The organism is Variovorax sp. PBS-H4 (assembly GCF_901827205.1).
Taxonomy (GTDB): domain Bacteria; phylum Pseudomonadota; class Gammaproteobacteria; order Burkholderiales; family Burkholderiaceae_C; genus Variovorax.
Genome location: NZ_LR594675.1, coordinates 5,335,065 through 5,355,409 on the forward strand (window position 1 = coordinate 5,335,065; position 20,345 = coordinate 5,355,409).

Annotated in this window: 21 protein-coding genes and 1 tRNA gene; 16 read left to right on the plus strand and 6 right to left on the minus strand. The window is 67.1% G+C overall.

Going from position 1 to position 20,345, the window contains the following annotated elements; all coding sequences use genetic code 11:
* Positions 1–4: 4 nt before the first annotated feature.
* Positions 5–883 (plus strand): RNase adapter RapZ, encoded by an 879-nt coding sequence (gene rapZ, locus E5CHR_RS25455; RefSeq protein ID WP_162583900.1) that lies wholly within the window; start codon positions 5–7, stop codon positions 881–883.
* Here rapZ and mutY read toward each other — a convergent pair.
* From mutY to mutM, 3 genes are all read right to left on the minus strand, one after another.
* Positions 880–1,953, minus strand: a complete 1,074-nt coding sequence (mutY, locus tag E5CHR_RS25460) for an A/G-specific adenine glycosylase (RefSeq protein ID WP_443083095.1) — start codon at positions 1,951–1,953, stop codon at positions 880–882. The genes rapZ and mutY overlap by 4 nt on opposite strands.
* Positions 1,943–3,904: a dynamin family protein gene (locus tag E5CHR_RS25465; protein ID WP_162582404.1), complete on the minus strand. Its 1,962-nt coding sequence runs from the start codon at positions 3,902–3,904 to the stop codon at positions 1,943–1,945. The genes mutY and E5CHR_RS25465 overlap by 11 nt, the downstream gene beginning before the upstream one ends.
* Before the next feature lie 69 nt (positions 3,905–3,973).
* Entirely contained in the window at positions 3,974–4,789 is an 816-nt protein-coding gene (mutM, locus tag E5CHR_RS25470; protein WP_162582405.1) for a bifunctional DNA-formamidopyrimidine glycosylase/DNA-(apurinic or apyrimidinic site) lyase, read from the minus strand.
* Positions 4,790–4,871: 82 nt separating this feature from the next.
* On the opposite strand from mutM, the gene E5CHR_RS25475 reads away from it, so the two are divergent.
* The 8 genes from E5CHR_RS25475 to E5CHR_RS25510 all read left to right on the plus strand — a co-directional run bounded on the left by E5CHR_RS25475 (position 4,872) and on the right by E5CHR_RS25510 (position 11,211).
* Positions 4,872–6,695, plus strand: a complete 1,824-nt coding sequence (locus tag E5CHR_RS25475; RefSeq protein WP_162582406.1) for a tetratricopeptide repeat protein — start codon at positions 4,872–4,874, stop codon at positions 6,693–6,695.
* Positions 6,692–7,186: a lipoprotein insertase outer membrane protein LolB gene (locus E5CHR_RS25480; RefSeq protein ID WP_162582407.1), complete on the plus strand. Its 495-nt coding sequence runs from the start codon at positions 6,692–6,694 to the stop codon at positions 7,184–7,186. The genes E5CHR_RS25475 and E5CHR_RS25480 overlap by 4 nt, the downstream gene beginning before the upstream one ends.
* Positions 7,183–8,046 (plus strand): 4-(cytidine 5'-diphospho)-2-C-methyl-D-erythritol kinase, encoded by an 864-nt coding sequence (gene ispE / locus E5CHR_RS25485; protein ID WP_162582408.1) that lies wholly within the window; start codon positions 7,183–7,185, stop codon positions 8,044–8,046. Before E5CHR_RS25480 ends, ispE begins: the two co-directional genes overlap by 4 nt.
* 68 nt (positions 8,047–8,114) lie before the next feature.
* Positions 8,115–8,191 (plus strand) — tRNA-Gln (locus E5CHR_RS25490).
* Positions 8,192–8,259: 68 nt separating this feature from the next.
* Positions 8,260–9,234 (plus strand): ribose-phosphate pyrophosphokinase, encoded by a 975-nt coding sequence (locus E5CHR_RS25495; protein ID WP_162582409.1) that lies wholly within the window; start codon positions 8,260–8,262, stop codon positions 9,232–9,234.
* A gap of 100 nt (positions 9,235–9,334) precedes the next feature.
* Positions 9,335–9,994, plus strand: coding sequence for a 50S ribosomal protein L25/general stress protein Ctc (locus E5CHR_RS25500; protein ID WP_162582410.1), 660 nt, complete (start codon positions 9,335–9,337; stop codon positions 9,992–9,994).
* An 85-nt stretch (positions 9,995–10,079) separates the two neighbouring features.
* Entirely contained in the window at positions 10,080–10,712 is a 633-nt protein-coding gene (gene pth, locus E5CHR_RS25505; protein WP_162582411.1) for an aminoacyl-tRNA hydrolase, read from the plus strand.
* 34 nt (positions 10,713–10,746) lie between these two features.
* Positions 10,747–11,211 (plus strand): hypothetical protein, encoded by a 465-nt coding sequence (locus tag E5CHR_RS25510; RefSeq protein ID WP_162582412.1) that lies wholly within the window; start codon positions 10,747–10,749, stop codon positions 11,209–11,211.
* Here E5CHR_RS25510 and E5CHR_RS25515 read toward each other — a convergent pair.
* Complete coding sequence (locus E5CHR_RS25515; protein ID WP_162582413.1) at positions 11,208–11,501, minus strand: YfhL family 4Fe-4S dicluster ferredoxin; 294 nt, start codon at positions 11,499–11,501, stop codon at positions 11,208–11,210. The two genes, E5CHR_RS25510 and E5CHR_RS25515, sit on opposite strands and share 4 nt — an antisense overlap.
* Positions 11,502–11,711: 210 nt before the next feature.
* Between E5CHR_RS25515 and E5CHR_RS25520 the strand changes: the two genes are divergently transcribed.
* The 6 genes from E5CHR_RS25520 to E5CHR_RS25545 all read left to right on the plus strand — a co-directional run bounded on the left by E5CHR_RS25520 (position 11,712) and on the right by E5CHR_RS25545 (position 18,326).
* Positions 11,712–12,662, plus strand: coding sequence for an ABC transporter permease (locus E5CHR_RS25520; RefSeq protein WP_162582414.1), 951 nt, complete (start codon positions 11,712–11,714; stop codon positions 12,660–12,662).
* Positions 12,659–13,540 carry an ABC transporter permease gene (locus E5CHR_RS25525; protein WP_162582415.1) on the plus strand — a complete coding sequence of 294 codons (882 nt, stop codon included), beginning with the start codon at positions 12,659–12,661 and terminating at the stop codon, positions 13,538–13,540. The genes E5CHR_RS25520 and E5CHR_RS25525 overlap by 4 nt, the downstream gene beginning before the upstream one ends.
* Positions 13,541–13,552: 12 nt before the next feature.
* The gene (locus tag E5CHR_RS25530) at positions 13,553–14,539 is read left to right on the plus strand and encodes an ABC transporter ATP-binding protein (protein ID WP_162582416.1); all 987 of its coding nucleotides are present in this window, start codon (positions 13,553–13,555) and stop codon (positions 14,537–14,539) included.
* On the plus strand, positions 14,536–15,342 hold the full coding sequence (locus E5CHR_RS25535; protein ID WP_162582417.1) for an ATP-binding cassette domain-containing protein: 807 nt from the start codon (positions 14,536–14,538) through the stop codon (positions 15,340–15,342). Before E5CHR_RS25530 ends, E5CHR_RS25535 begins: the two co-directional genes overlap by 4 nt.
* A gap of 87 nt (positions 15,343–15,429) precedes the next feature.
* Complete coding sequence (locus E5CHR_RS25540; protein WP_162582418.1) at positions 15,430–16,923, plus strand: ABC transporter substrate-binding protein; 1,494 nt, start codon at positions 15,430–15,432, stop codon at positions 16,921–16,923.
* Positions 16,920–18,326, plus strand: coding sequence for an amidase (locus E5CHR_RS25545; RefSeq protein ID WP_443083096.1), 1,407 nt, complete (start codon positions 16,920–16,922; stop codon positions 18,324–18,326). Before E5CHR_RS25540 ends, E5CHR_RS25545 begins: the two co-directional genes overlap by 4 nt.
* Positions 18,327–18,341: 15 nt before the next feature.
* Here E5CHR_RS25545 and E5CHR_RS25550 read toward each other — a convergent pair whose 3' ends face one another.
* Positions 18,342–19,208 carry a LysR family transcriptional regulator gene (locus E5CHR_RS25550; protein WP_162582419.1) on the minus strand — a complete coding sequence of 289 codons (867 nt, stop codon included), beginning with the start codon at positions 19,206–19,208 and terminating at the stop codon, positions 18,342–18,344.
* Between the two features lie 108 nt (positions 19,209–19,316).
* Between E5CHR_RS25550 and E5CHR_RS25555 the strand changes: the two genes are divergently transcribed.
* Positions 19,317–19,715 carry a tautomerase family protein gene (locus tag E5CHR_RS25555; RefSeq protein WP_162582420.1) on the plus strand — a complete coding sequence of 133 codons (399 nt, stop codon included), beginning with the start codon at positions 19,317–19,319 and terminating at the stop codon, positions 19,713–19,715.
* A gap of 74 nt (positions 19,716–19,789) precedes the next feature.
* Here E5CHR_RS25555 and E5CHR_RS25560 read toward each other — a convergent pair whose 3' ends face one another.
* The gene (locus E5CHR_RS25560; RefSeq protein WP_162582421.1) at positions 19,790–20,317 is read right to left on the minus strand and encodes a hypothetical protein; all 528 of its coding nucleotides are present in this window, start codon (positions 20,315–20,317) and stop codon (positions 19,790–19,792) included.
* Between the last annotated feature and the right edge of the window lie 28 nt (positions 20,318–20,345).

Sequence of the window (20,345 nt, forward strand, 5' to 3'; positions counted from 1 at the left end):
TCCGTTGGGCCTGGAGCTGGTGCTGATCACCGGCATGTCGGGCTCGGGCAAGTCCGTCGCGCTGCACGCACTCGAAGATGCAGGCTACTACTGCGTCGACAACCTGCCGCCCGAGCTCCTCGTGCCCTTCGTCGCCCTGCGGCGCGAGCAGCAGGCGGGACGCGTCGCGATCGCCATGGATGTGCGCAGCGGCATTTCGCTGCCCCTCGTTCCGCAGCAGCTGGAACGGCTGCGAAACGAGGGCGTGTCGCTGCGCTCGCTGTTTCTCGACTCGACCACCGACGCGCTGGTGCGCCGCTATTCGGAAACGCGCCGCCGGCATCCCCTGTCGCGCCAGGACGGCCGCACGGATGTTCCCGAGCAGCAGCGCGTCCTCGTGCAGGCCATCGAGCTTGAACGCGAGTTGCTGGCCGAGCTGCGCGATGGTGCGGACGTGATCGACACCAGCATCATTCGGCCAGCTCAGCTGCAAAGCTACATCAAGGCGCTGATCGCCGCGCCCGAGAGTGCGCTCACGCTGGTTTTCGAATCCTTCGCCTTCAAGCGCGGCGTACCTCTCGACGCCGATTACGTGTTCGATGTGCGCATGCTTCCCAACCCGCACTACGTGCCCGCGCTGCGGCCCTTGACAGGCCGCGACGTGCCCGTCATCGAGTGGCTGCGCGAGCACGACGACGTTGCGCGCATGCAAGGCGATATCGAGCAATTCCTTCATCGCTGGCTTGATGCGCTGGCACGCGACCATCGCAGCTATGTGACGGTGGCGATCGGATGCACCGGCGGGCAGCACCGCTCGGTCTTCCTGGTCGAACAGCTGGCCCGCGGCTTCAGCACACGCTGGGCCGCCCTCAAGCGGCACCGGGAGCTGGACGCCCTGGGCTAGTCGTCGGCCGCGAGCAGCTTGCGCACGGGCGCCGGCAAGCCCAATGCCCGCCATTCGCCGGCCTCGAACCAGCGCCCCGATCCGCTCGGCGGGCTTTCGGCCGCGTATGCCACTGACACCGGGTGCAGGTGCAAGTCCTTGTGCGTGAGCACATGCAGGAAGGCCGGATCGTCCTGGGCGGCACCTTGCGCATCGGGCGCGAGCTCGTCCAGCAGCAAGGCGCGGCTTTCGTAGACCGGCAGGCAGTAGAGGCCGGCCCAGATCCCGCGCGACGGACGCTTTTCAAGCCAGACACGCCCCTTCGTGTCGAGCGCCTTCAGCATCCAAAGAGACTGGGCGCTGCGCCGCAGCTTGCGCGTCTTGACCGGAAAGCGCTCGGGCGTGCCCGCCCGCCGCCCCACGCACAGCTCGCTGGCCGGGCAGATCATGCAGCTGGGCTTGCGTGGCAGGCAGACGGTTGCGCCCAGGTCCATCACGCCTTGCGTGTAGCCGGCGATGGCGCTCTTTTGGGTAGGCGGGGGCAGTAATTCCGTTGCCAGGTCCCACAGCACTTTTTCCTGTGCCGCGGACGCCAGGTCGCCTTCGAAGCCCAACACCCGCGTCAGCACGCGCTTGACGTTGCCGTCGAGGATGGCGACACGTTCGCCGAAGCAGAATGCGGCGATGGCGGCAGCAGTGGAACGGCCGATGCCCGGGAGCGTCTGCAGCTCGGCGGCCGTGCGCGGGAAAACGCCGCCGAAGCGCGAGACCACCTCCTGGGCGCACCGGTGCATGTTCCGCGCGCGGCTGTAATAGCCCAGGCCGCTCCAAAGGCCGAGAACCTCGTCCTCGCTGCCGGCGGCCAGTGCCGACACCGTCGGAAAGCGCTCTAGAAAACGGGCGAAGTAGCCCAGTACGGTCGAGACCTGGGTCTGCTGAAGCATGACTTCGGACAACCACACGCGGTACGGGTCCTGGGTGTTCTGCCACGGCAGCTCGCTGCGCCCGTGGCTGCGCTGCCATGCAACGACGCGCGCGGCGAAGTCCTCGGGCAGCCCCAGGCCCGCGGATTTCCAGCCTTCAAGCGGCACTGAGTTCGCCGCGCGCGGCAGCCGCGGAGGGCGCCTCGTTGCTCGTCAGCAGCGCGGTGAACTCGCGCAGGCGCACGTGCAGCTCGGCCAAGCCTGCCTCCTGAGTGGCGAGCTCGGCCAGGCGCTCGTCAAGGTTGCCCGCGGCACTCTGGATGCGCTCGACGGTCTCGATGCGCTTGGTGAAGTTGCGGCGGCGCTCCTTCAGCTGCGTGTCGAGCTGGGCGCCGGCGCCCTTGCTCCAGCGCTCGACCTCGGTCATGGCAGCCTCGTTGACCACGCGCAGCCGGCTTGCCAGCGCGCGCACGAGCTTGTCGCAGAAGTCGGGTTGCGCCAGCTTCAGGACGTTGCCGATGCCGAGATAGTGAATGTGGCTGCGTTCGATCTGGCTCAGCTGCTCTTGGAAGCCAGTCAAGTCCGGCTCGGCCGGCGCCTGAAGCGCGAAGCCGTGCTCGGCATTGAGCTGCCGGAAGGTGGCGTGCAGCATCGACTGGATCTCGGCGGTGGTCGCCTGCACCTCGCGCAGGTTGTTGCGCAGTGCGTCGAAGGTCGCACCGTACACCTTGCGCACGTTGAACTTGATGCCGGGGCGCTTGAGAGAAGACGACAGGCGAGCCATGTCGGCCTTGAGCGCAGTACTGCCCAGCACCGCATACACCTCGCGCAGCAGCTTTCCCTGTACCGAACGCAGCGCCAGGATGCGGGTGTTGCTCCCCTCGAACTCGGCTTGCTCCTGCTCGATGCGGGTACGCATGTGGCGGATGACCGAGACGTTCTTGCCGCGCAGGCCCTGCAGCTCGAGCGCCTGCTCCGACAGGTCGCGCTGGCGCACCTTGAGGATGCGCGCCGCCTCGGCCTGCAAGGCAGAAATGCCGGCATCGACCGCCAGGCGCAGCATGCGCTCACGCTTGCCGAGCAGCCCCTCGCCGAGCACGGACTCCAGGGCGGGCAGGCGGCTCGCCTGCAGCAAAGGCACGTCGCGCCGGATCTTGGCCTGCAAGCCCTTTTGCGCCGACACCGGAAGCACCTGCGTGAGCGGCACGCCCAGCAGCTCCGCGGCGCCCTTGCGTTGACGTTGGATCTGGGCATCGATCTGGGCCGGCGTGCTCAGCGTGTCCCACATGGTGTCGATCTTGTTGAGCACCACGATGCGGGTCTCGCCCGGATCGCCCTCGGTGATGAGGTGCTCGCGCCAGATGGCGAGGTCGGAACGGGTCACCCCCGTGTCCGCCGCGAGGATGAAGACCACGGCATGGGCTTGCGGAATCAGGCTGACCGTCAGCTCGGGCTCTGCGCCGATGGCGTTGAGGCCCGGGGTGTCGAGGATGACCAGCCCCTGCTCGAGCAAAGGGTGCGGCATGTTCAGCAGCGCATGGCGCCAGCGCGGGATCTCGACCTGGCCTTCACCGTCGGGCACGGGATTGTCGTCGGGCGATTCGTCGCTCCAGAAGCCCAGCGAGCGCGCCTCGGCCAGCGGCACGCGCCGAACCTCGGCGACCTTGTTCATGGTCTGCGAGAGCTGCTCGGCGTCTTCGACGTCGATGGGGATCTCGGTCCAGTGCTCGGCCTTGTCGCGCCAATGAGCGAGCGAATGCGGCTCCAGCCGGGTTTCGATGGGCAACAGCCGCAGGCAGGGCGCGACGCCGGCGTCGTAGCCCAGCTCGGTGGGGCACATCGTCGTGCGGCCCGCACTCGCCGGCATGATGCGGCGGCCGTACGCGGCAAAGAAGATCGCGTTGATCAGCTCGGACTTGCCACGTGAAAACTCGGCCACGAAGGCGACCATGACCTTGCTGGTGCGCATTTGCGATTCGAGTTCGCGCAGACGCTCGGCCACGCTCTGGTCGAGCAGCTCGTTCTCGTCGAGCCAGCGGGCCAACCATTTGAGGCGGTGCGCGAAGTTGCGCCGCCAGGCGCCGTGCTGGTCGAATTGCTGATTGAATGAGCGAGTCAAGGTGTGTAAGGGTTGCTTACAAATATTAGCACCCGCATGGCGGTGGCGTGCCAGTAGTCTGCCGGGCTTTCAGTACTTTTGGCAGTTCGGGCAGAAATATGTCGATCGTTGGCCCTGCCGCACTTGCCGAACGGGGGTGGAACAGGTCCTGCAGGGCTCGCCGGCACGCCCGTAGACCGTCGCTTCCAGCTGAAAATAGCCACTCTGTCCGTCCACATTGGAGAAATCTCGCAGGGTGCTACCGCCGCGCTCGACCGCCCGCGCCAGGACGTCCCGCACCGCCGCATGCAGCCGCGCCGCCCGCGGACGGCTGAGGCGGGAAGCGGACAAGCTCGGACGGATGCCGGCCAGAAACAGCGCTTCGGAGGCGTAGATGTTGCCGACGCCCACCACGACGTCGCCGGCCAGCAATACCTGCTTGATCGAGGCCTTGCGCCGGCGCAGGCCCGCATGGAAACGATCGAGGTCGAAGGACGGGTCGAGCGGCTCCATTCCGAGTCCACCCAACAGCTTGATCGCCAGTGGCGCCGCCTCGTCCTCCACGTACACCACCGCACCGAAGCGCCGAGGGTCGTTGAGCCGCAGGGTCCCGCGGGACGTCACCATGTCGAAATGATCGTGGATGCCGGGCGCGGGCAGTGGCATGTCGAAGCGCAGGCTGCCGGACATGCCCAGATGCATCAGCAGCAGCCCCGGATCCATGTCGACCAGAAGGTACTTGCCACGCCTGCGAACGGCGCGCACCGTGCGCCCCACCAGTGTTGCTGGATCCGCCGCCAAGGCCCAGCGCAGCGGCTTGCCCAGGCGCACGGCTTCGATGCGCGCACCAGCAATCCGTTCGGCAAAGCCGCGCCGCGTCACTTCAACTTCTGGTAGTTCAGGCATGGAGAAAGGCCGACATGAAAACAAGGAGAGATCGAAGCCCCCGTGCAGCCGTTGCTCGAAAACCTTGGATTATTATGGCTCGATGACCCCTTCGCTCCGCCGATCCCGCCTTGCGGCGGCCGCGCTCTTGGCCTTCCTCTCGCTGGGCGCGCAGGCGCAGCCCCAGACGCCCGCCCCGGCGGCACCGACCAGCCCCGCTCCGCTCATCGAACCAGCGGCCCCGCCTGTGACGACCGCTGCCGCCACAGCACAGCGCGAAGACAAGGCGCAGGCCTCGGCGATGACGGCCGAGCTCTTTTATGAAGTGCTGATGGGCGAACTCACGGCGCGCTCGGGCGATCCGGGCTCGGGCTACGCGCTGGTGCTGGACGCCGCGCGCCGCTCGCGTGATGCCAAGCTGTTCCAGCGTGCCGTGGAAATCGCACTTCAGGCACGTTCCGGCGATGCCGCGCTCGCCGCGGCGCGCGCCTGGAAAGACAGTCTGCCCGACTCGCGCGAGGCGCGACGCTTCGAGCTGCAGATCCTGGTCGCGCTGAACCGGATCAGCGAGACCGTCGAACCCCTGAAGGCCGAGCTGGCAGCGACGCCACAGGTGGAGCGGCCCTTCCTCATGGCCGTCATCGCTCGCCACTATGCCCGCGCCACCGACAAGAAGCTGGCGGTCTCGGTGGTCGAACAGGCGCTTGCCGACGAACTCACGACCCCGGCGACCGGCGGCGCCGCCTGGGCCACGGTGGGTCGACTGCGGCTGGCGGCCGGTGATGCACCCGGCGCGCTGGAAGCAGCGCGCAAAGGCCAGGAGATCGATCCCTCGGCGGACGGACCGGCAATGCTCGCCCTGGAAATGGTGGACCCCGCCCAGCCCGAGGCCGAGGCGCTGGTCAAGCGCTACCTGGCCGGACCCAAGGTCCAGCCCGAGATGCGCATCGCCTACGCCCGCGTGCTGGTGGAAGGCCGCCGCTACACCGATGCCACCGCCGAACTCGCCGCGCTGACCGCCGCGCGCCCGGAGCTCCCCGAACCCTGGCTGCTGCTGGGAAGCCTGCAGACCCAGGCACGCCAGGACGCAGCGGCCGAGACCTCGCTCAAGCGCTACGTCACCATGGAGGACGCGCAGCCCGATGCCGAAGCGCGCAAACGTGGCCAGACGCAGGCCTTCCTGCTGCTGGCGCAGCTGGCTGAGCGCCGCAAGGACTTCGTCGGCGCCGAGCACTGGTTGTCGCGCATCGACAGCACCGAGGACTTGGCAGGCGCGCAGACACGACGTGCTGCGCTGCTGGCCCGCCAGGGCAAGCTGCCGCAGGCGCGTGAGTTGGTCCGGTCCCTGCCGGAGCGTACCGAGGAAGACAAGAAGCAGAAGTTCATGGCCGAAGTCCAACTGCTGCGCGATGCCAAGCAGTACCAGGCCGCATACGACATGCTGGCGCAGGCCAGTTCGGCCAAGCCCGAGGACACGGACCTCATTTACGACAAGGCGATGGTGGCCGAGAAGCTGAACCGGCTCGACGAGATGGAGCGCTTGCTGCGCCGCCTGATGGAGCTCAAGCCTGACAACCAGAACGCGTACAACGCGCTCGGCTACTCGCTGGCCGATCGAAAGATCCGCCTCGAGGAAGCGCGCACCCTGATTAAGAAGGCCGTGCAGCTCGCACCCGAGGACCCGTTCATTGCCGACAGCCTCGGCTGGGTCGAGTTCAGGCTCGGCAACACCGACGAAGCCATGCGCATCCTCGAGACCGCCTACAAGCGCCGACCCGACCCGGAGATCGGTGCGCACCTTGGCGAAGTCCTGTGGGCCAAGGGTCAGCGCGATCGCGCTATGTCGATCTGGAAGGAGGCCTACCTGGTCGATTCCGAGAACGAGACCTTGCAAGAGACGCTCAAGCGTCTGCGCGTGAAGCTTTGAACCGCCGTCTCGTCCTATGCGCTGGCTGGGCCGGCCTGCTGCTGGCCGCGGGTTGCGCCAGCCCTGGAGGCCCGTCCAAGGACGCAGACGCCGGGCAGGCTTGGAGCGGCAGGCTTTCGCTGCGCGTCGACAGCGAACCGGTGCAGACCTTCTCCGCACTGTTCGAACTTCGTGGCGCCCCGCAGGCCGGTGAACTCGTCCTCACGAGTCCGATCGGCAATACGCTGGCGCAACTGCATTGGTCCCCGCGGGAGGCACTGCTGAAGAACGGAAGCCAGACGCTGCGCTTCGACTCCGTCGACGCGCTGATCGAGGCCGCAACCGGCGCCGTCATCCCGGTGGGCGCGCTGTTCGGCTGGCTGGCCGGGCGTGAGGACCGGGTGCCCGGCTGGCGGCCGGACCTTTCCCGAATCGGCGACGGGCGCCTGCAGGCCACGCGCGAGTCGCCGCAGCCGCGAGCGGATCTGCGCATCGTCTTCGAACGGGCATGAAGGCGCTCTACGATCTTCCGGCCCCGGCCAAGCTCAACCTTTTTCTGCACGTCACCGGCCGGCGCGCGGATGGCTACCACCTGCTGCAGTCGGTGTTCATGCTGATCGACTGGTGCGACACCCTGAACCTGGAGAAGCGCAGCGACGGCCGCCTGACACGGGAAGACCTCACGACACCGCTGCCGGAAGATGACCTGGTGCTGCGCGCCGCCAAGGCGCTGCAGGCTTTTGCCGCAGTCCCCGAGGGCGCCCACATCGGCATCGCCAAGCGCGTGCCGGCGCAAGCCGGCATGGGAGGCGGGTCCTCGGACGCAGCCACGTGCCTGCTCGCGCTCAACCGCCTCTGGGGCCTCGACCTGCCGTTGTCGAAACTGGAGCAGATCGGCCTTGCACTCGGGGCCGACGTGCCCTTCTTCCTGCGCGGGCACAACGCCTGGGTCGAAGGCATCGGGGAGCAGATCACGCCGATCGATGTGGCGCCGGGACGCTTCGTCGTTGTCAAGCCGGCCCAGGGCCTCGACACTCGTCTCATTTTTGCAGCGCCGGAACTTCAACGCGCCACGCCCGCTGCTATAATTTCTGGCTTTGCTGCACATGCCGGGCGAGATGGAGGCGAGATCAAGAGTCTCTACTTCGGACGCAACGATCTGCAGCCGGTCGCTGAAAGGCTCTGTCCCGCGGTCTCCGATGCCATCGAGTGGCTCGGTAGCCAGGGTCTCGAGGCTCGCATGACCGGTTCAGGGAGCTCGGTGTTTGCAGCGATGCCGCATGATGTGGAACTGGCCGATGCGCCCTCGGGTTGGCAGCTTCGCAAGTGCAGCAATCTGGCCATTCATCCCCTAGCGGGTTGGGCGGTCTAGAAAGTCAGAGCACTTTTGTGGTCTGATGCGACATATATCGGTGGGTGGCTCCGGCCGCCAACCCGTGTAGGGGAGTCGCCAAGCTGGTTAAGGCACTGGATTTTGATTCCAGCATGCAAAGGTTCGAATCCTTTCTCCCCTGCCAAATCTTCACGTTCACGAGAGTATTGGCGGCCCCTCGAACGGGCCATTTCCTTTTTTGCCGGGACGCTCATGCAGGTTCACCATCCTGATTTCATGGTTTTCACCGGCAATGCCAACCCGGGCCTTGCCGCCGAGATCGCACACAACCTCGGCACCTCGCTGGGCGCCGCCCGCGTCGGCCGCTTCTCGGACGGTGAAGTCACTGTCGAGATCAACCAGAACGTGCGTGCGCGCGACGTGTTCGTGGTCCAGTCCACTTGCGCGCCAACGAACGAAAACCTGATGGAGCTGCTCATCATGGTCGACGCGCTCAAGCGCGCCTCTGCCGAGCGCATCAGTGCCGTGATCCCCTACTTCGGCTATGCGCGCCAGGACCGCCGTCCGCGCTCGAGCCGGGTGCCGATCTCTGCGAAGGTGGTGGCCAATCTGCTCGAGACCGTGGGGGTGGCCCGCGTGTTGACGATGGACCTGCACGCGGACCAGATCCAGGGCTTTTTCGACATCCCCGTCGATAACATCTATGCCTCGCCGGTTCTTCTGGGCGACCTGCGCCAGCAGAACTACGAAGACCTCATCGTGGTCTCGCCCGACGTCGGTGGCGTGGTGCGTGCCCGCGCACTGGCCAAGCAGCTCAACTGCGACCTCGCCATCATCGACAAGCGCCGTCCCCGCGCCAATGTGAGCGAAGTCATGCACGTGATCGGCGAGATCGATGGCCGCAACTGCGTGATCATGGACGACATGATCGACACCGCCGGCACGCTGGTGAAGGCGGCCGAAGTGCTCAAGGAACGCGGCGCCAAGAAGGTGTACGCCTACTGCACGCACCCGATCTTCTCCGGCCCGGCCATCGAGCGCATTGCCAAGGGCAGCGCGCTCGACGAAGTGGTCGTGACCAATACGATCCCGCTGAACGATGGTGCGACAGGATGCGCCAAGATCCGCCAGCTTTCCGTGGCGCCGCTGATCGCCGAAACGATCCAGCGTATTGCCAAGGGGGAGTCGGTCATGAGTTTGTTCTCGGACCAGGAAAACCTCTTCTGAGAGGTGTCCAGGGCCTGAGCAAGAAGCCGGGCGCCCTGCGTGGCGCCCTTTTTGAAACCGGAGTCGCACTGGTCGCGGTCGACTTCCACAGGAGTGAGTCATGAAATTTGTCGCTTACGAGCGCGCCAAGCAGGGCACGGGTGCGAGCCGCCGTCTCCGCATCTCGGGCAAGACGCCGGGTATCGTCTACGGGGGTGAAGGCCAGCCCCAGCTGATCGAGCTCGATCACAACGCCTTGTGGCATGCCCTCAAGAAGGAAGCCTTCCACTCTTCCATTCTCGAGATGGAAGTCGGTGGCGCCACGAGCAAGGTGCTGCTGCGCGACGTGCAGTACCACCCCTTCCGCCCCATGGTTCAGCATGTGGACTTCCAACGCGTCGATGCCCGCACCCGCATGACGGTCAAGGTACCGCTGCACTTCAAGGGTGAAGAAGAATCCACCGCCGTCAAGCTGGATCACAACCTGGTGAACCACGTGATGACCGAAATCGAAGTCAACTGCCTGCCGGCTGACCTGCCCGAGTTCATCGAAGTGGACCTCTCCGGCCTCACCAAGAACGCCACGCTGCACGTCAGCGACATCAAGCTCCCGAAGGGCCTGAAGTACATCAGCCACGGCAAGGGCAACCCGGTGGTGGTCTCGGCCGTGTCGCCGCTGGTCGCGGAAGAGGCCGCGCCTGCGGAAGGCGCTGCTGCCGAAGGCGCGGCGCCAGCGGCCGCTAAGACGCCCGCCAAGACCGCGCCCGCCAAGAAGAAGTAACCGCCTCGGGCCTGCTTCGCCACTACGGCCCGCCACGCGCGGGCCGTTTTCTTTTGGCGTGCAGTGGCGCCGATAATTCCGCCCCATGATCAAGTTGTTCGTCGGCCTCGGCAACCCCGGCCCCGAGTACGAAGCCACGCGGCACAACGCGGGCTTCTGGTGGATCGATGCGCTCGCACGCGACCGCAAGCTCACGCTGGTGCCGGAACGCAGCTACCACGGCCTGGTGGCGCGCATGCAAATGGGTGGCCAACCGGTGTGGCTGCTCGAGCCGCAGACCTTCATGAACCTTTCCGGAAAGTCGGTGGCTGCGCTCGCACGCTTCTTCAAGATCGAGCCCCACGAGATCCTGGTCGTGCACGATGAGCTCGACGTGGTACCCGGCCAGGCGAAGCTCAAGCGAGGCGGCAGCCATGCGGGCCACAACGGGCTGCGCGACATCCATGCGCAACTGGGCACTGACGACTACTGGCGGTTGCGCCTGGGCATCGGCCACCCGGGCGTGAAGTCCGAGGTGGTCGGCTGGGTGCTGAAGAAGCCGCTCAAGGAACAACGCGAGGCGATCGAGGACGCGATCGCCCGCACCCTTCACGCCTTCCCTGCCTTGGTCGCCGGCGAAATGGACAAGGCGACGCTGCTTATCCACACGAGCAAACCGCCGCGTCCCAAACCGCCGCGCCGAGAGCCTGGGGAAGGCGGCCCGTCCGCTCCGGCCTGAGCGAACCATTGAAACGAAAGGGAGAGAAGGAAGAATGAAGAAGAACTCGACACACGGGATCATCGTCCTGGCAATGGCGGCCTGCGCCTCGTGGGCCGCACCCCCGACAGCGGCGGGCACGGCCGCCTGGCGCTGCGGCAACACCTACAGCGACCAACCCTGCCCGGACGGCAAGCCACTCGCGCTCGGCGACACGCGCGGTGCCGGGCAGAAGCGGGAGGCCGACGACTCCACGCGCGAGGCCCGCATCGCAGGCGACCGGCTGGAACGCGAGCGCCTGCAGCAGGAAAAGTCGCAACCCGGCCGCCATGCGACGCTCATCGACAGCAGGCCGCCAGCGCAGAAATCCGCGGCCGATGCCGATCCCGACGGCGCGAAGAAAAAGAAGAAGAGCAAGAAAGACCCCGGCTACTTCAGCGCCCATGACCCGGTGGCCACAGCAAAGAAGAAAGCGGAGAAGGCCGAAAAGGCCGGACGCAGCAGCGGCGAGAAAAGCTAGGCCTGCGCCGCCTCGGGGGGCTTGCCTTCGGCCCCCGCCCCCTTGGCGGCTGCCAGCCGCTCGAACTTCTGCCACAGGGTCTCTTGCGACTCGACATGGGCAGGGTTCTTGGGAATGCAAGCCACAGGGCACACCTGCACGCACTGCGGCTCGTCGAAATGGCCTACGCACTCGGTGCACTTGTGCGGATCGATCTCGTAGATCTCTTCGCCCATGTAGATCGCATCGTTGGGGCACTCCGGCTCGCAGACATCGCAGTTGATGCATTCGTCGGTGATCATGAGGGCCATGGCTCGGATTATCGGTCGGCCGCTGCCGGGCCGCCCCAAGGCGGCCGAAGCCCCCTGTGGGGGCAGTGATGAGGGAAGCGTCGAACATGGAGGTCGACATTGCCCCGGCACGCTCATTGCGTCAGCCGGGTTATGCTGCGGCCCGCCCCATGAGCCGCACGGCCGTTCCCAAGGCCAACAGCACCGCAGCCGAAGGCGAAGGTATTTCCAGTGAGCCTCTTCCTGTTCAAGCGTTTCGTGACGCTGATCGCCACCCTCGTCGGTGCATCGGTCATCGTCTTCCTCGTACTCGAAATTTTGCCCGGCAATGCCGCGCAGATGCTCATGGGTCCCGACGCCTCGCCCGAGGCGGTGGCGGCTCTCGCCACCAAGCTGGGGCTCGATCAGCCGGCCTGGACCCGCTACTGGCAGTGGATCGGCGGCCTGCTCACGGGAAACCTCGGCGACAGCTACGCCTACAGCACGCCGGTGATGGAGTTGATCCTCGAGCGCCTCGCGCTCACCGTGCCGCTCGCCCTGTTCGCCATGGCCCTCACGACCGTGCTCGCCCTGCTGGTCGGCGTGACCGCGGCCGCGCGCCACAACAAGCTCGGCGACGTCGGCCTGATGGGGCTGACGCAGGTGGGCATCGCCATTCCCAACTTCTGGTTCGCGATCCTGCTGATCCTGGTCTTCTCGGTGCAGCTGCAATGGTTCTCGGCCGGCGGCTTCGAGGGCTGGAACGACGGCGTGCTCGCCGGGCTCAAGGCGCTGCTCCTGCCTGCCCTCTCGCTGGCCGTGGTGCAGGCCGCGATCCTGGCTCGCATCACGCGCTCGGCCGTGCTCGAGGTGATGCGTGAGGACTTCGTCCGCACCGCGCGCGCCAAGGGCGTCTCGCAGCGGGCGGTGCTGTGGACGCATGTGCTGCGCAACGCGCTGATCCCGGTGATCACCGTGATGGGCATGCAGTTCTCCGAGCTGCTGGCCGGCACCATCGTGGTGGAGAACGTGTTCTACCTTCCGGGGCTCGGAAGGCTGATCTTCCAGGCCATCAGCAACCGCGACCTGATCGTGGTGCGCAACTGCGTGATGCTGCTGGCGGCGATGGTGGTCATCGTCAACTTCGTGGTCGATGTGCTCTACGCCGTGATCGATCCACGCATCAAGGCCTCCGACATATGAGCGCGCTCCCCGCACAAGTCCCGAGCGCGGCCGCGCTCAAGGTGCCCGGCTTCTGGCGCCGCGCGATGCGGCACCGCAGCTTTGCCATCGGCGGCGTGCTCACGCTGCTGCTGGTCCTCGCCGCCGCCGTCTCCCTGGTATGGACGCCATGGTCGCCCTACGAGATGGACATCGCCAACAAGCTCAAGCCGCCGACGTTTGCGCACTGGCTGGGCACGGACACCTTCGGGCGCGACGTGGCCTCGCTGCTGCTGGTGGGCGCGCGTGCCTCCATCCTGGTGGGCGTGATTGCGGTCGGCATCGGCCTGGTGGTCGGCACGGCGCTCGGGTTGTTGGCCGCCGCGCGCCGCGGCTGGGTGGAAGAAGCCATCATGCGCTTCGCCGACTTCTCGATGGCCTTCCCGGCGATCCTCTCGGCCATCATGATGACAGCGGTGTTCGGCGCCGGCATCGTCAACGCGATCATCGCAATCGGCATCTACAACGTCCCGACCTTCGCGCGCATCACGCGCGCCTCGGCCAACGCGATCTGGTCACGCGAATACGTCGCCGCAGCGCGCGCCTGCGGAAAAGGCGCCTTTGCCATCACGATGCAGCACGTGCTGCCCAACATCTCGGCAGTGCTGATCGTTCAATCGACCATCCGCTTCGCGATCGCGATTCTGGCCGAAGCCGCCCTCTCGTATCTCGGTCTTGGCACCCAGCCGCCGCAGCCCTCGTGGGGCCGCATGCTCAGCGAGGCGCAGACCATGATGTTCCAGGCTCCCTTGCTGGCCGTGTGGCCGGGCATGGCGATTGCGCTGGCGGTACTCGGCCTCAACCTGCTGGGCGACGGCCTGCGCGACCTGCTCGACCCGCGCCTCGCGCGCACCCGCTGACCTCTTACCGACATGCCCCTGCTCGAAGTCGACGACCTCCATGTTCAGCTGCAGACGCAGCGCGGCCCGGCCGAAGCGGTGCGCGGCATCGGCTTCACGCTCGAACGCGGCGAAACGATGGGGATCGTCGGCGAGTCCGGCTGCGGCAAGTCGATCACCGTGCAGTCACTGATGGGCTTGCTGCCTGCGAGCGCCAAAGTCACAGGCAGCATCCGCTTCGACGGCACCGAGCTCGTCGGCCTACCCGAGCGCGCGATGTGCGAGATCCGGGGCAACCGCATGGGCATGATCTTCCAGGAGCCCATGACGGCACTGAACCCGGTCCACACCATCGCCCGCCAGGTCGGCGAGCCGCTGCGCCTGCACCGCGGCCTGTCGCGCTCCGGCGCCCGCAAGGAGGCGCTGGCCCTGCTCGAGCGCGTCGGCATTCCGGACGCGGCCTCGCGCCTCGACGCCTACCCGCACCAGTTCTCGGGCGGGCAGCGGCAGCGTATCGGCATTGCCATGGCCCTGGCCTGCGGACCCGACCTGCTGATCGCCGACGAGCCCACCACCGCGCTCGACGTCACCATCCAGAAGCAGATCCTCGAGTTGATCCAGGGCCTGGTGGCCGAACGCGGCATGGCGCTGATCCTGATCTCGCACGACCTGGGCGTGATCGCGCAGAACGTCTCGAAGATGCTGGTGATGTACGGCGGCAGCGTGGTCGAGAGCGGGCCCACGGCCGCCGTCTTCGCCGAGCGTGCCCACCCCTACACCCAGGGGTTGTTTGCCGCCCGGCCAGCGCTCGGCGCGCCGCGCGGGCAGAAGCTGGCGACCATTCGCGGCAGTGTTCCCGACCTGGCCGACCTGCCGGGCGGATGCCCCTTCGCCGGCCTGTGCCGCTTCACCATCGACGATTGCCACGCAACGCGGCCGCCGCCCACGCCCATGCCGCACGGCCATGAAGTGCGCTGCATCCGCTTGGGCGATGTGATCGCCGAAGGAGCGCGGGCATGACGGCATTGCTCGAGGTGAACAACCTGGTGCGGCACTACCCGATGCCGCGCGAGCGCCTCTTCGGTCCGCCGCCCACCGTCAAGGCGCTGAACGGCGTGAGCTTCAGCCTGCAGCCCGGGCGCAGCATGGGGATCGTCGGCGAATCCGGCTCGGGCAAGTCGACCATCGCGCGCCTGGTCATGGCGCTCGACAAGCCCACGGCCGGCACGGTGAAGCTGCTCGGCCGCGACCTCCACGCCCTGTCCGTGGATGGGCTGCGCGGCGCACGCCGCGATGTGCAGATGGTCTTTCAGGACCCCTACGGCTCGCTCGATCCGCGCCAGACCGTGTCGCGCATCGTCGCCGAGCCGTTGGAGGCGCTGGCCAGGACCAGCCGCGCCGAACAGCGCGAGCGTGCCGGCGAGTCGCTGGCGGCCGTGGGCCTGCGCAGCGGCGACCTCGACAAGTACCCGCACGAGTTCTCCGGTGGCCAGCGCCAGCGCATCGCGATTGCCCGGGCGCTGATCACGCGGCCCAAGCTCATCGTCGCCGACGAGCCGGTGAGCGCGCTCGACGTTTCGGTGCAGGCCCAGGTGCTGAACCTGATGCAGGAGCTGCAGCAGAAGTTCGGCATCAGCTACCTGTTGATCAGCCACGACCTCGCGGTGGTGAACCACCTGTGCGACGAGGTCTGCGTGCTGCACCGCGGCCTCGTCGTGGAGCGCGGTGCGCCGCAGCACCTGTTTGCACATGCCGAGCATCCGTACACGCAAGCCCTGCTCGCGGCCGTGCCGCGCGCGGAGCCCTCGGCGGCCCCTGCCTGAGCAGGTGCTTGTCCCGAGCACGCGCCGCGCTCTCATGATGTAACGTCGGATTCCCCCTTCTCAGCTTTTTTGCCCGGAGCCTCGACCATGTTGAAACGCCGCACCCTCCTGACCACCGCTGCCTTCGCCGCCGTGCCGCTCGCCCTTCCACAGGCGGGGCTGGCGCAGGGTCGCAAGGACACGCTGGTCATCGGCATGACGCTCGAGCCGCCGGGCCTGGACCCGACCACCGGCGCAGCGTCCGCCATCGCGGAAATCACCCACTACAACGTCTACGAGACGCTGACCAAGATCAACGCCGACGGCAAGGTCACGCCGCTCCTGGCAGAGAGCTGGGAGGTCTCGCCCGACCTCAAGACCTACACCTTCAAGCTGCGCCGCGGCGTCAAGTTCCAGAACGGCGAGCCCTTCAATGCGCAGACCGTCAAGTTCGCGTTCGACCGCGCCGGGGCCGAGAAGAGCACCAACAAGGACAAGCGCACCTTTGCCAACCTGAGCACGCAGGTGGTCGACGACAACACGGTGGTGCTGATCAACAAGGAGATCGATCCCGACCTGCCTTTTCTGCTGGGCCAGGCAACCGCCATCATCGTCGAGCCCAAGAGCGTCGACACCAACGCCACCAAACCCGTCGGCACCGGTCCGTACAAGCTCGACAGTTGGGCCAAGGGCTCTTCGGTCGTCCTGAGCAAGTGGGACGGCTACCGCAATCCGGCCGAAGCCAAGCTCCGGCGCGTCACGTTCCGGTTCATCTCCGACACCGCCGCGCAGGCTGCAGCGCTGATGGCGGGCGATGTCGACGTGTTCAAGCCCATCGGCACGCGCGCGGTAGCGCAGTTCAAAAACAATCCGCAGTTCCAGGTCATCCAGGGCGGCTCGCGCGCCAAGACCATCCTGGCGATCAACAGCAGGAAGAAGCCGCTCAACGACGTGCGCGTGCGCCGCGCCATCCTGGCCGCGATCGACCGCAAGGCGGTGATCGAGGGCGCCGCGGACGGCTTCGGCACGCCCATCGGCAGCCACTACGTGCCCGGCGCCCCCGGCTACGTGGATACCACGGCCATCAATCCGTACGACGTGGACAAAGCCAAGAAGCTGCTGGCCGAAGCGGGCGTGAAAACGCCGCTCGAACTCACGATGACACTTCCGCCGCCGCCTTACGCGCGCCAAGGCGGCGAAGTGATCGCGGCCGAGCTGGCCAAGATCGGCATCAACGTGAAGATCCAGAACGTCGAATGGGCGCAGTGGCTCAGCAACACCTACGGGGGGCCGCACGACTACGACCTCTCCATCGTGTCGCATGTCGAACCCTTCGACCTCGGCAACTACGCCAAGCCGGACTACTACTGGGGCTACGAGTCCAAGGAATTCACCGCGCTCTACGCCAAGATCAAGGCAACCGCCAACGAAGCCGAACGCAACAAGCTGCTGGGTGAGGCGCAAAAGCTGCTCGCCACCGACGCAGCGAACGGATTCCTCTACCAGCCCCAATTCCCCAGCGTCGCCAAGAAGGGCGTCAAGGGGCTGTGGAAGGAAAGCCCGATCTTCGTCAACGACCTTGCCGCGCTGTCCTGGTCGTGAGCTCGCCGCTGAACGACCTGTCGGCCCACGAACTGGCCGGCGCCTATCGGACGGGCAGCCTCTCCCCGGTCGAGGTCACGCAGGCCGTGCTCGACCACATCGCGCGCTGGGAGCCGAGCCTGCAGGCCACCTGGCTGCTGCGTCCGGAGGCCGCGCTCGAGCAGGCGCGCGCTTCCGAGGCACGCTGGCGGCGCGCCGAGCCGCTGGGTCCGCTCGATGGCGTGCCGACCACGATCAAGGAAAACATCGCCACCCGCGGCGACCCCCTGCCTGCCGGCACGGCCGCCGTCGAATTGCGCCCCGCCGCGGCTGACGCGCCGCCGGCGGCGCGGCTGAAGGAAGCGGGCGCGGTGATCGTTTCCAAGACCACCATGCCCGACTACGGCATGTTGTCGTCCGGGTTGTCGAGCTTCCATGCCCTGGCGCGCAATCCCTGGGACCTGACGAAGACACCGGGCGGTTCCAGCGCCGGCGCCGGTGCCGCAGCGGCGGCCGGCTACGGCCCGCTGCACATCGGCACCGACATCGGCGGGTCTCTCAGGCTGCCTGCCGGCTGGTGCGGCATCTTCACGCTCAAGCCCAGCCTGGGCCGCATCCCGATCGACCCGCCCTACATGGGCCGCGCCGCCGGGCCCATGACGCGCAGCGTCGCCGATGCCGCCCTCATGATGCAGGTCCTCGCCCAGCCGGACGCGCGCGACAGCATGAGCCTGCCGCCGCAGGATCTCGCTTGGTCGTCCTTCGACGCGGGTGCAGAGCATCTGCGCGGGCTGCGCATCGGCCTCCTGCTCGATGCGGGCTGCGGGCTGGCAGTCGATGCCGAGATCCGCGCGGCCGTCGAGGAGGCGGCACGCCTGTTCGAGCGCGCCGGCGCCTCGGTCGAGGTCCTGCAGCCGTTCATGTCGCAGGCCATGCTCGATGGGATGGACCACTTCTGGCGCATGCGCTCGCTGGTCGACATCAACGCCCTGCCCGCGGACCGGCGCGCCAAGGTGCTGCCCTACATCCGCGCATGGGCCGAAAGCGCGGCCGGCTTCAGCGGCGAGCATGTCTTCCGCGCGTTCAGCCAGTTCCACGCCACGCGCCTGGCGGCAGTGTCGGCTTGCGCCAAGTACGACTACGTGATCTCGCCCACGGCGCCCAACCTGCCCGTGGCGGCCGAGCTGCCCTCGCCCACCAACGACCCGCTGCGGCCGCTGGAGCACATCGGCTTCACAGTGCCGTTCAACATGTCGGAGCAGCCGGCCGCTTCGATCAACTGCGGCTATAGCCGCGGCGGCCTGCCGATCGGCCTGCAGATCGCGGGCCAGCGCTTCGACGACCTGGGCGTGCTCAAGGTTTCGCGCGCCTTCGAGTTGATCCGTGGGCCGCAACGGCCCTGGCCACGCCCGCCAGGCGCCTGAACAGCGCCGCGCACCTCAGACCAGGTGCGCTGCCAGCAGCTCCCGCGCCCGGGCCACGAACTCGCTTTCGCCACGTCGGGGCGGCAGAAAATGGAACCCCACACTCGGCAGCGCAGGGAGCCCGTGCGGCGGCGGCAGGCGCGCCACCCCTTCGCACAGCGATGACTCGTTGAGGCAGGCAACACCGAGTCCGGCCGCCAAGGCCGACTGAAGACCTGCGACACCCGAGGCGACATGCGCCACCGCGAAGGGGACGCGCCGCTGCTTCAGCAGCTTGATCGTGAACTGGTGCAGCGAGCAGGTGTCCGGGAGCACCAGCAGGCGCAAGGGCTCGCCGCGGGCGACGCGCAGGCCGGTCGCGCCCATCCAGGCCAGGGATTCGCGGCGCAGCGCCGGGACCTTTGCGGCCGCAGCCGAGCCGCCCTGCCCCGCGATGCGCATCGACAAGCCCAGGTCGAACTGCCCTTGCGCGTAGCCCGCCTCGATGGCCCCGCTCTTCATGACGCTCACGTGCAGCCGCACTTGCGGATAGCGCTCGCCGAGGCGGCCCAGCAGCCGCGCCAGCTCGCCCGGCCTGAAGTAGTCGGTCACCGCGAGCCGAAGCTCCCCTTGCAGGGTTTCACCGCGGAGGTCGCGCAGGGCTTCATCTGCCAGCGCCAGCAGGCGCTGCGCATGTCCCAGCAGCCGCGTGCCTGCAGCGGTGGGCGCCACGCCGGCCTTGCTGCGCGTCAGCAGCGACTGGCCGGCGCGCTCCTCGAGCTTGCGCATCTGCTCGCTCACGGCGGACTGCGACAGGAACACCTGCGGCGCGGCCGCGGTGAGGCTGCCCGCCTCGACAACGGCGACGAAGGTCCTGAGCTGCTCCAGATCCATCATTTGCATGACGCCTATCCACCATGAAAATCGATGATATCCATCATATCTTCCTGCTTTTCCGATGGACAGCAACTTTCCACAATGACACCCTCACCGAGTCGAAAGGAAAATGCCATGCCTCATATCGTGATCCACCTCTCCGGCCAGCCCGACGCCCAACTCACCCGCCGCGTCGTCGACACTGTCGCGGAGCTGACCCAGGGCGTCCTCGATAAGAAGCTGCCGGTGATCGCCACCACCGTGCAGTACATCGCTGAAGACGCCTGGTTCATCGGCGGCCGATCGCTGGCGGAGCTCGGCAAGTCGGCCTTCCACCTGGACATCAGCATCACCGACGAAACCAACACCAAGGCCGAAAAAGCGCGCTACCTGCGCGAGGTCTACGCTGCGATGGCGGCGCTGCGGAAGAACCTGCACGAAGTGTCGTACGTGCACCTGATCGACGCCCGCGCCGCGGCCTACGGCTATGGCGGGCTCACGCAGGAGTACCGCCACCAGCAAGCCGGGGTCTAGACGACCTGGCGAACACGCGGTCACGGATCAAGGTGCGACGTGGCGCACGATCACATGCCCGCCTCCGCAGAGGCTCACCCGAGCAAGCCAAGCACGCGGCCTTCGCCCACGAACGATTCGCCTGCCAGCATCCGAAATGCGGTGTCGCGCTGGAAGTGCTCAAGTGCGATCGCCGGCTTCAGGAACTCGACCTGGAACGTTTGCGCCGTTCCGCGCCTGAACGCTTGCCCGCGCGCAACGATCCAGCGCGCCGAAAAGCCTTCGTTGTCCACCACGAGGACGCAGCGATGCTCGCCTTCGAGGACTGGCGAATCTTCGGAGGGAAGCTGGGGCGTGCGCATCGTGAACTCGACGAGCATGTGAGGTTGGAAGGTGCTGCCCCACTGAAACCCTGCCGGCTCCGAAGCCAGCGGGCGCCGCACCTTGGCGATGAGCCAGGCGATGACGTTGCCGATGATCGGCAGCCACAGCAGCATCAACAGGGTGCCAACGTCGCGGCGCGTCGAACCGGGCTCGGACAGCTGTCGCAACAGTGCACCACCCAGCGCCACGCATAGCAGCGCGATGACGATGAACCTGCGCTTGGCCTGGATGCCCGTCATGACGCCGTGTCGTCCACGTCTGCGCCCC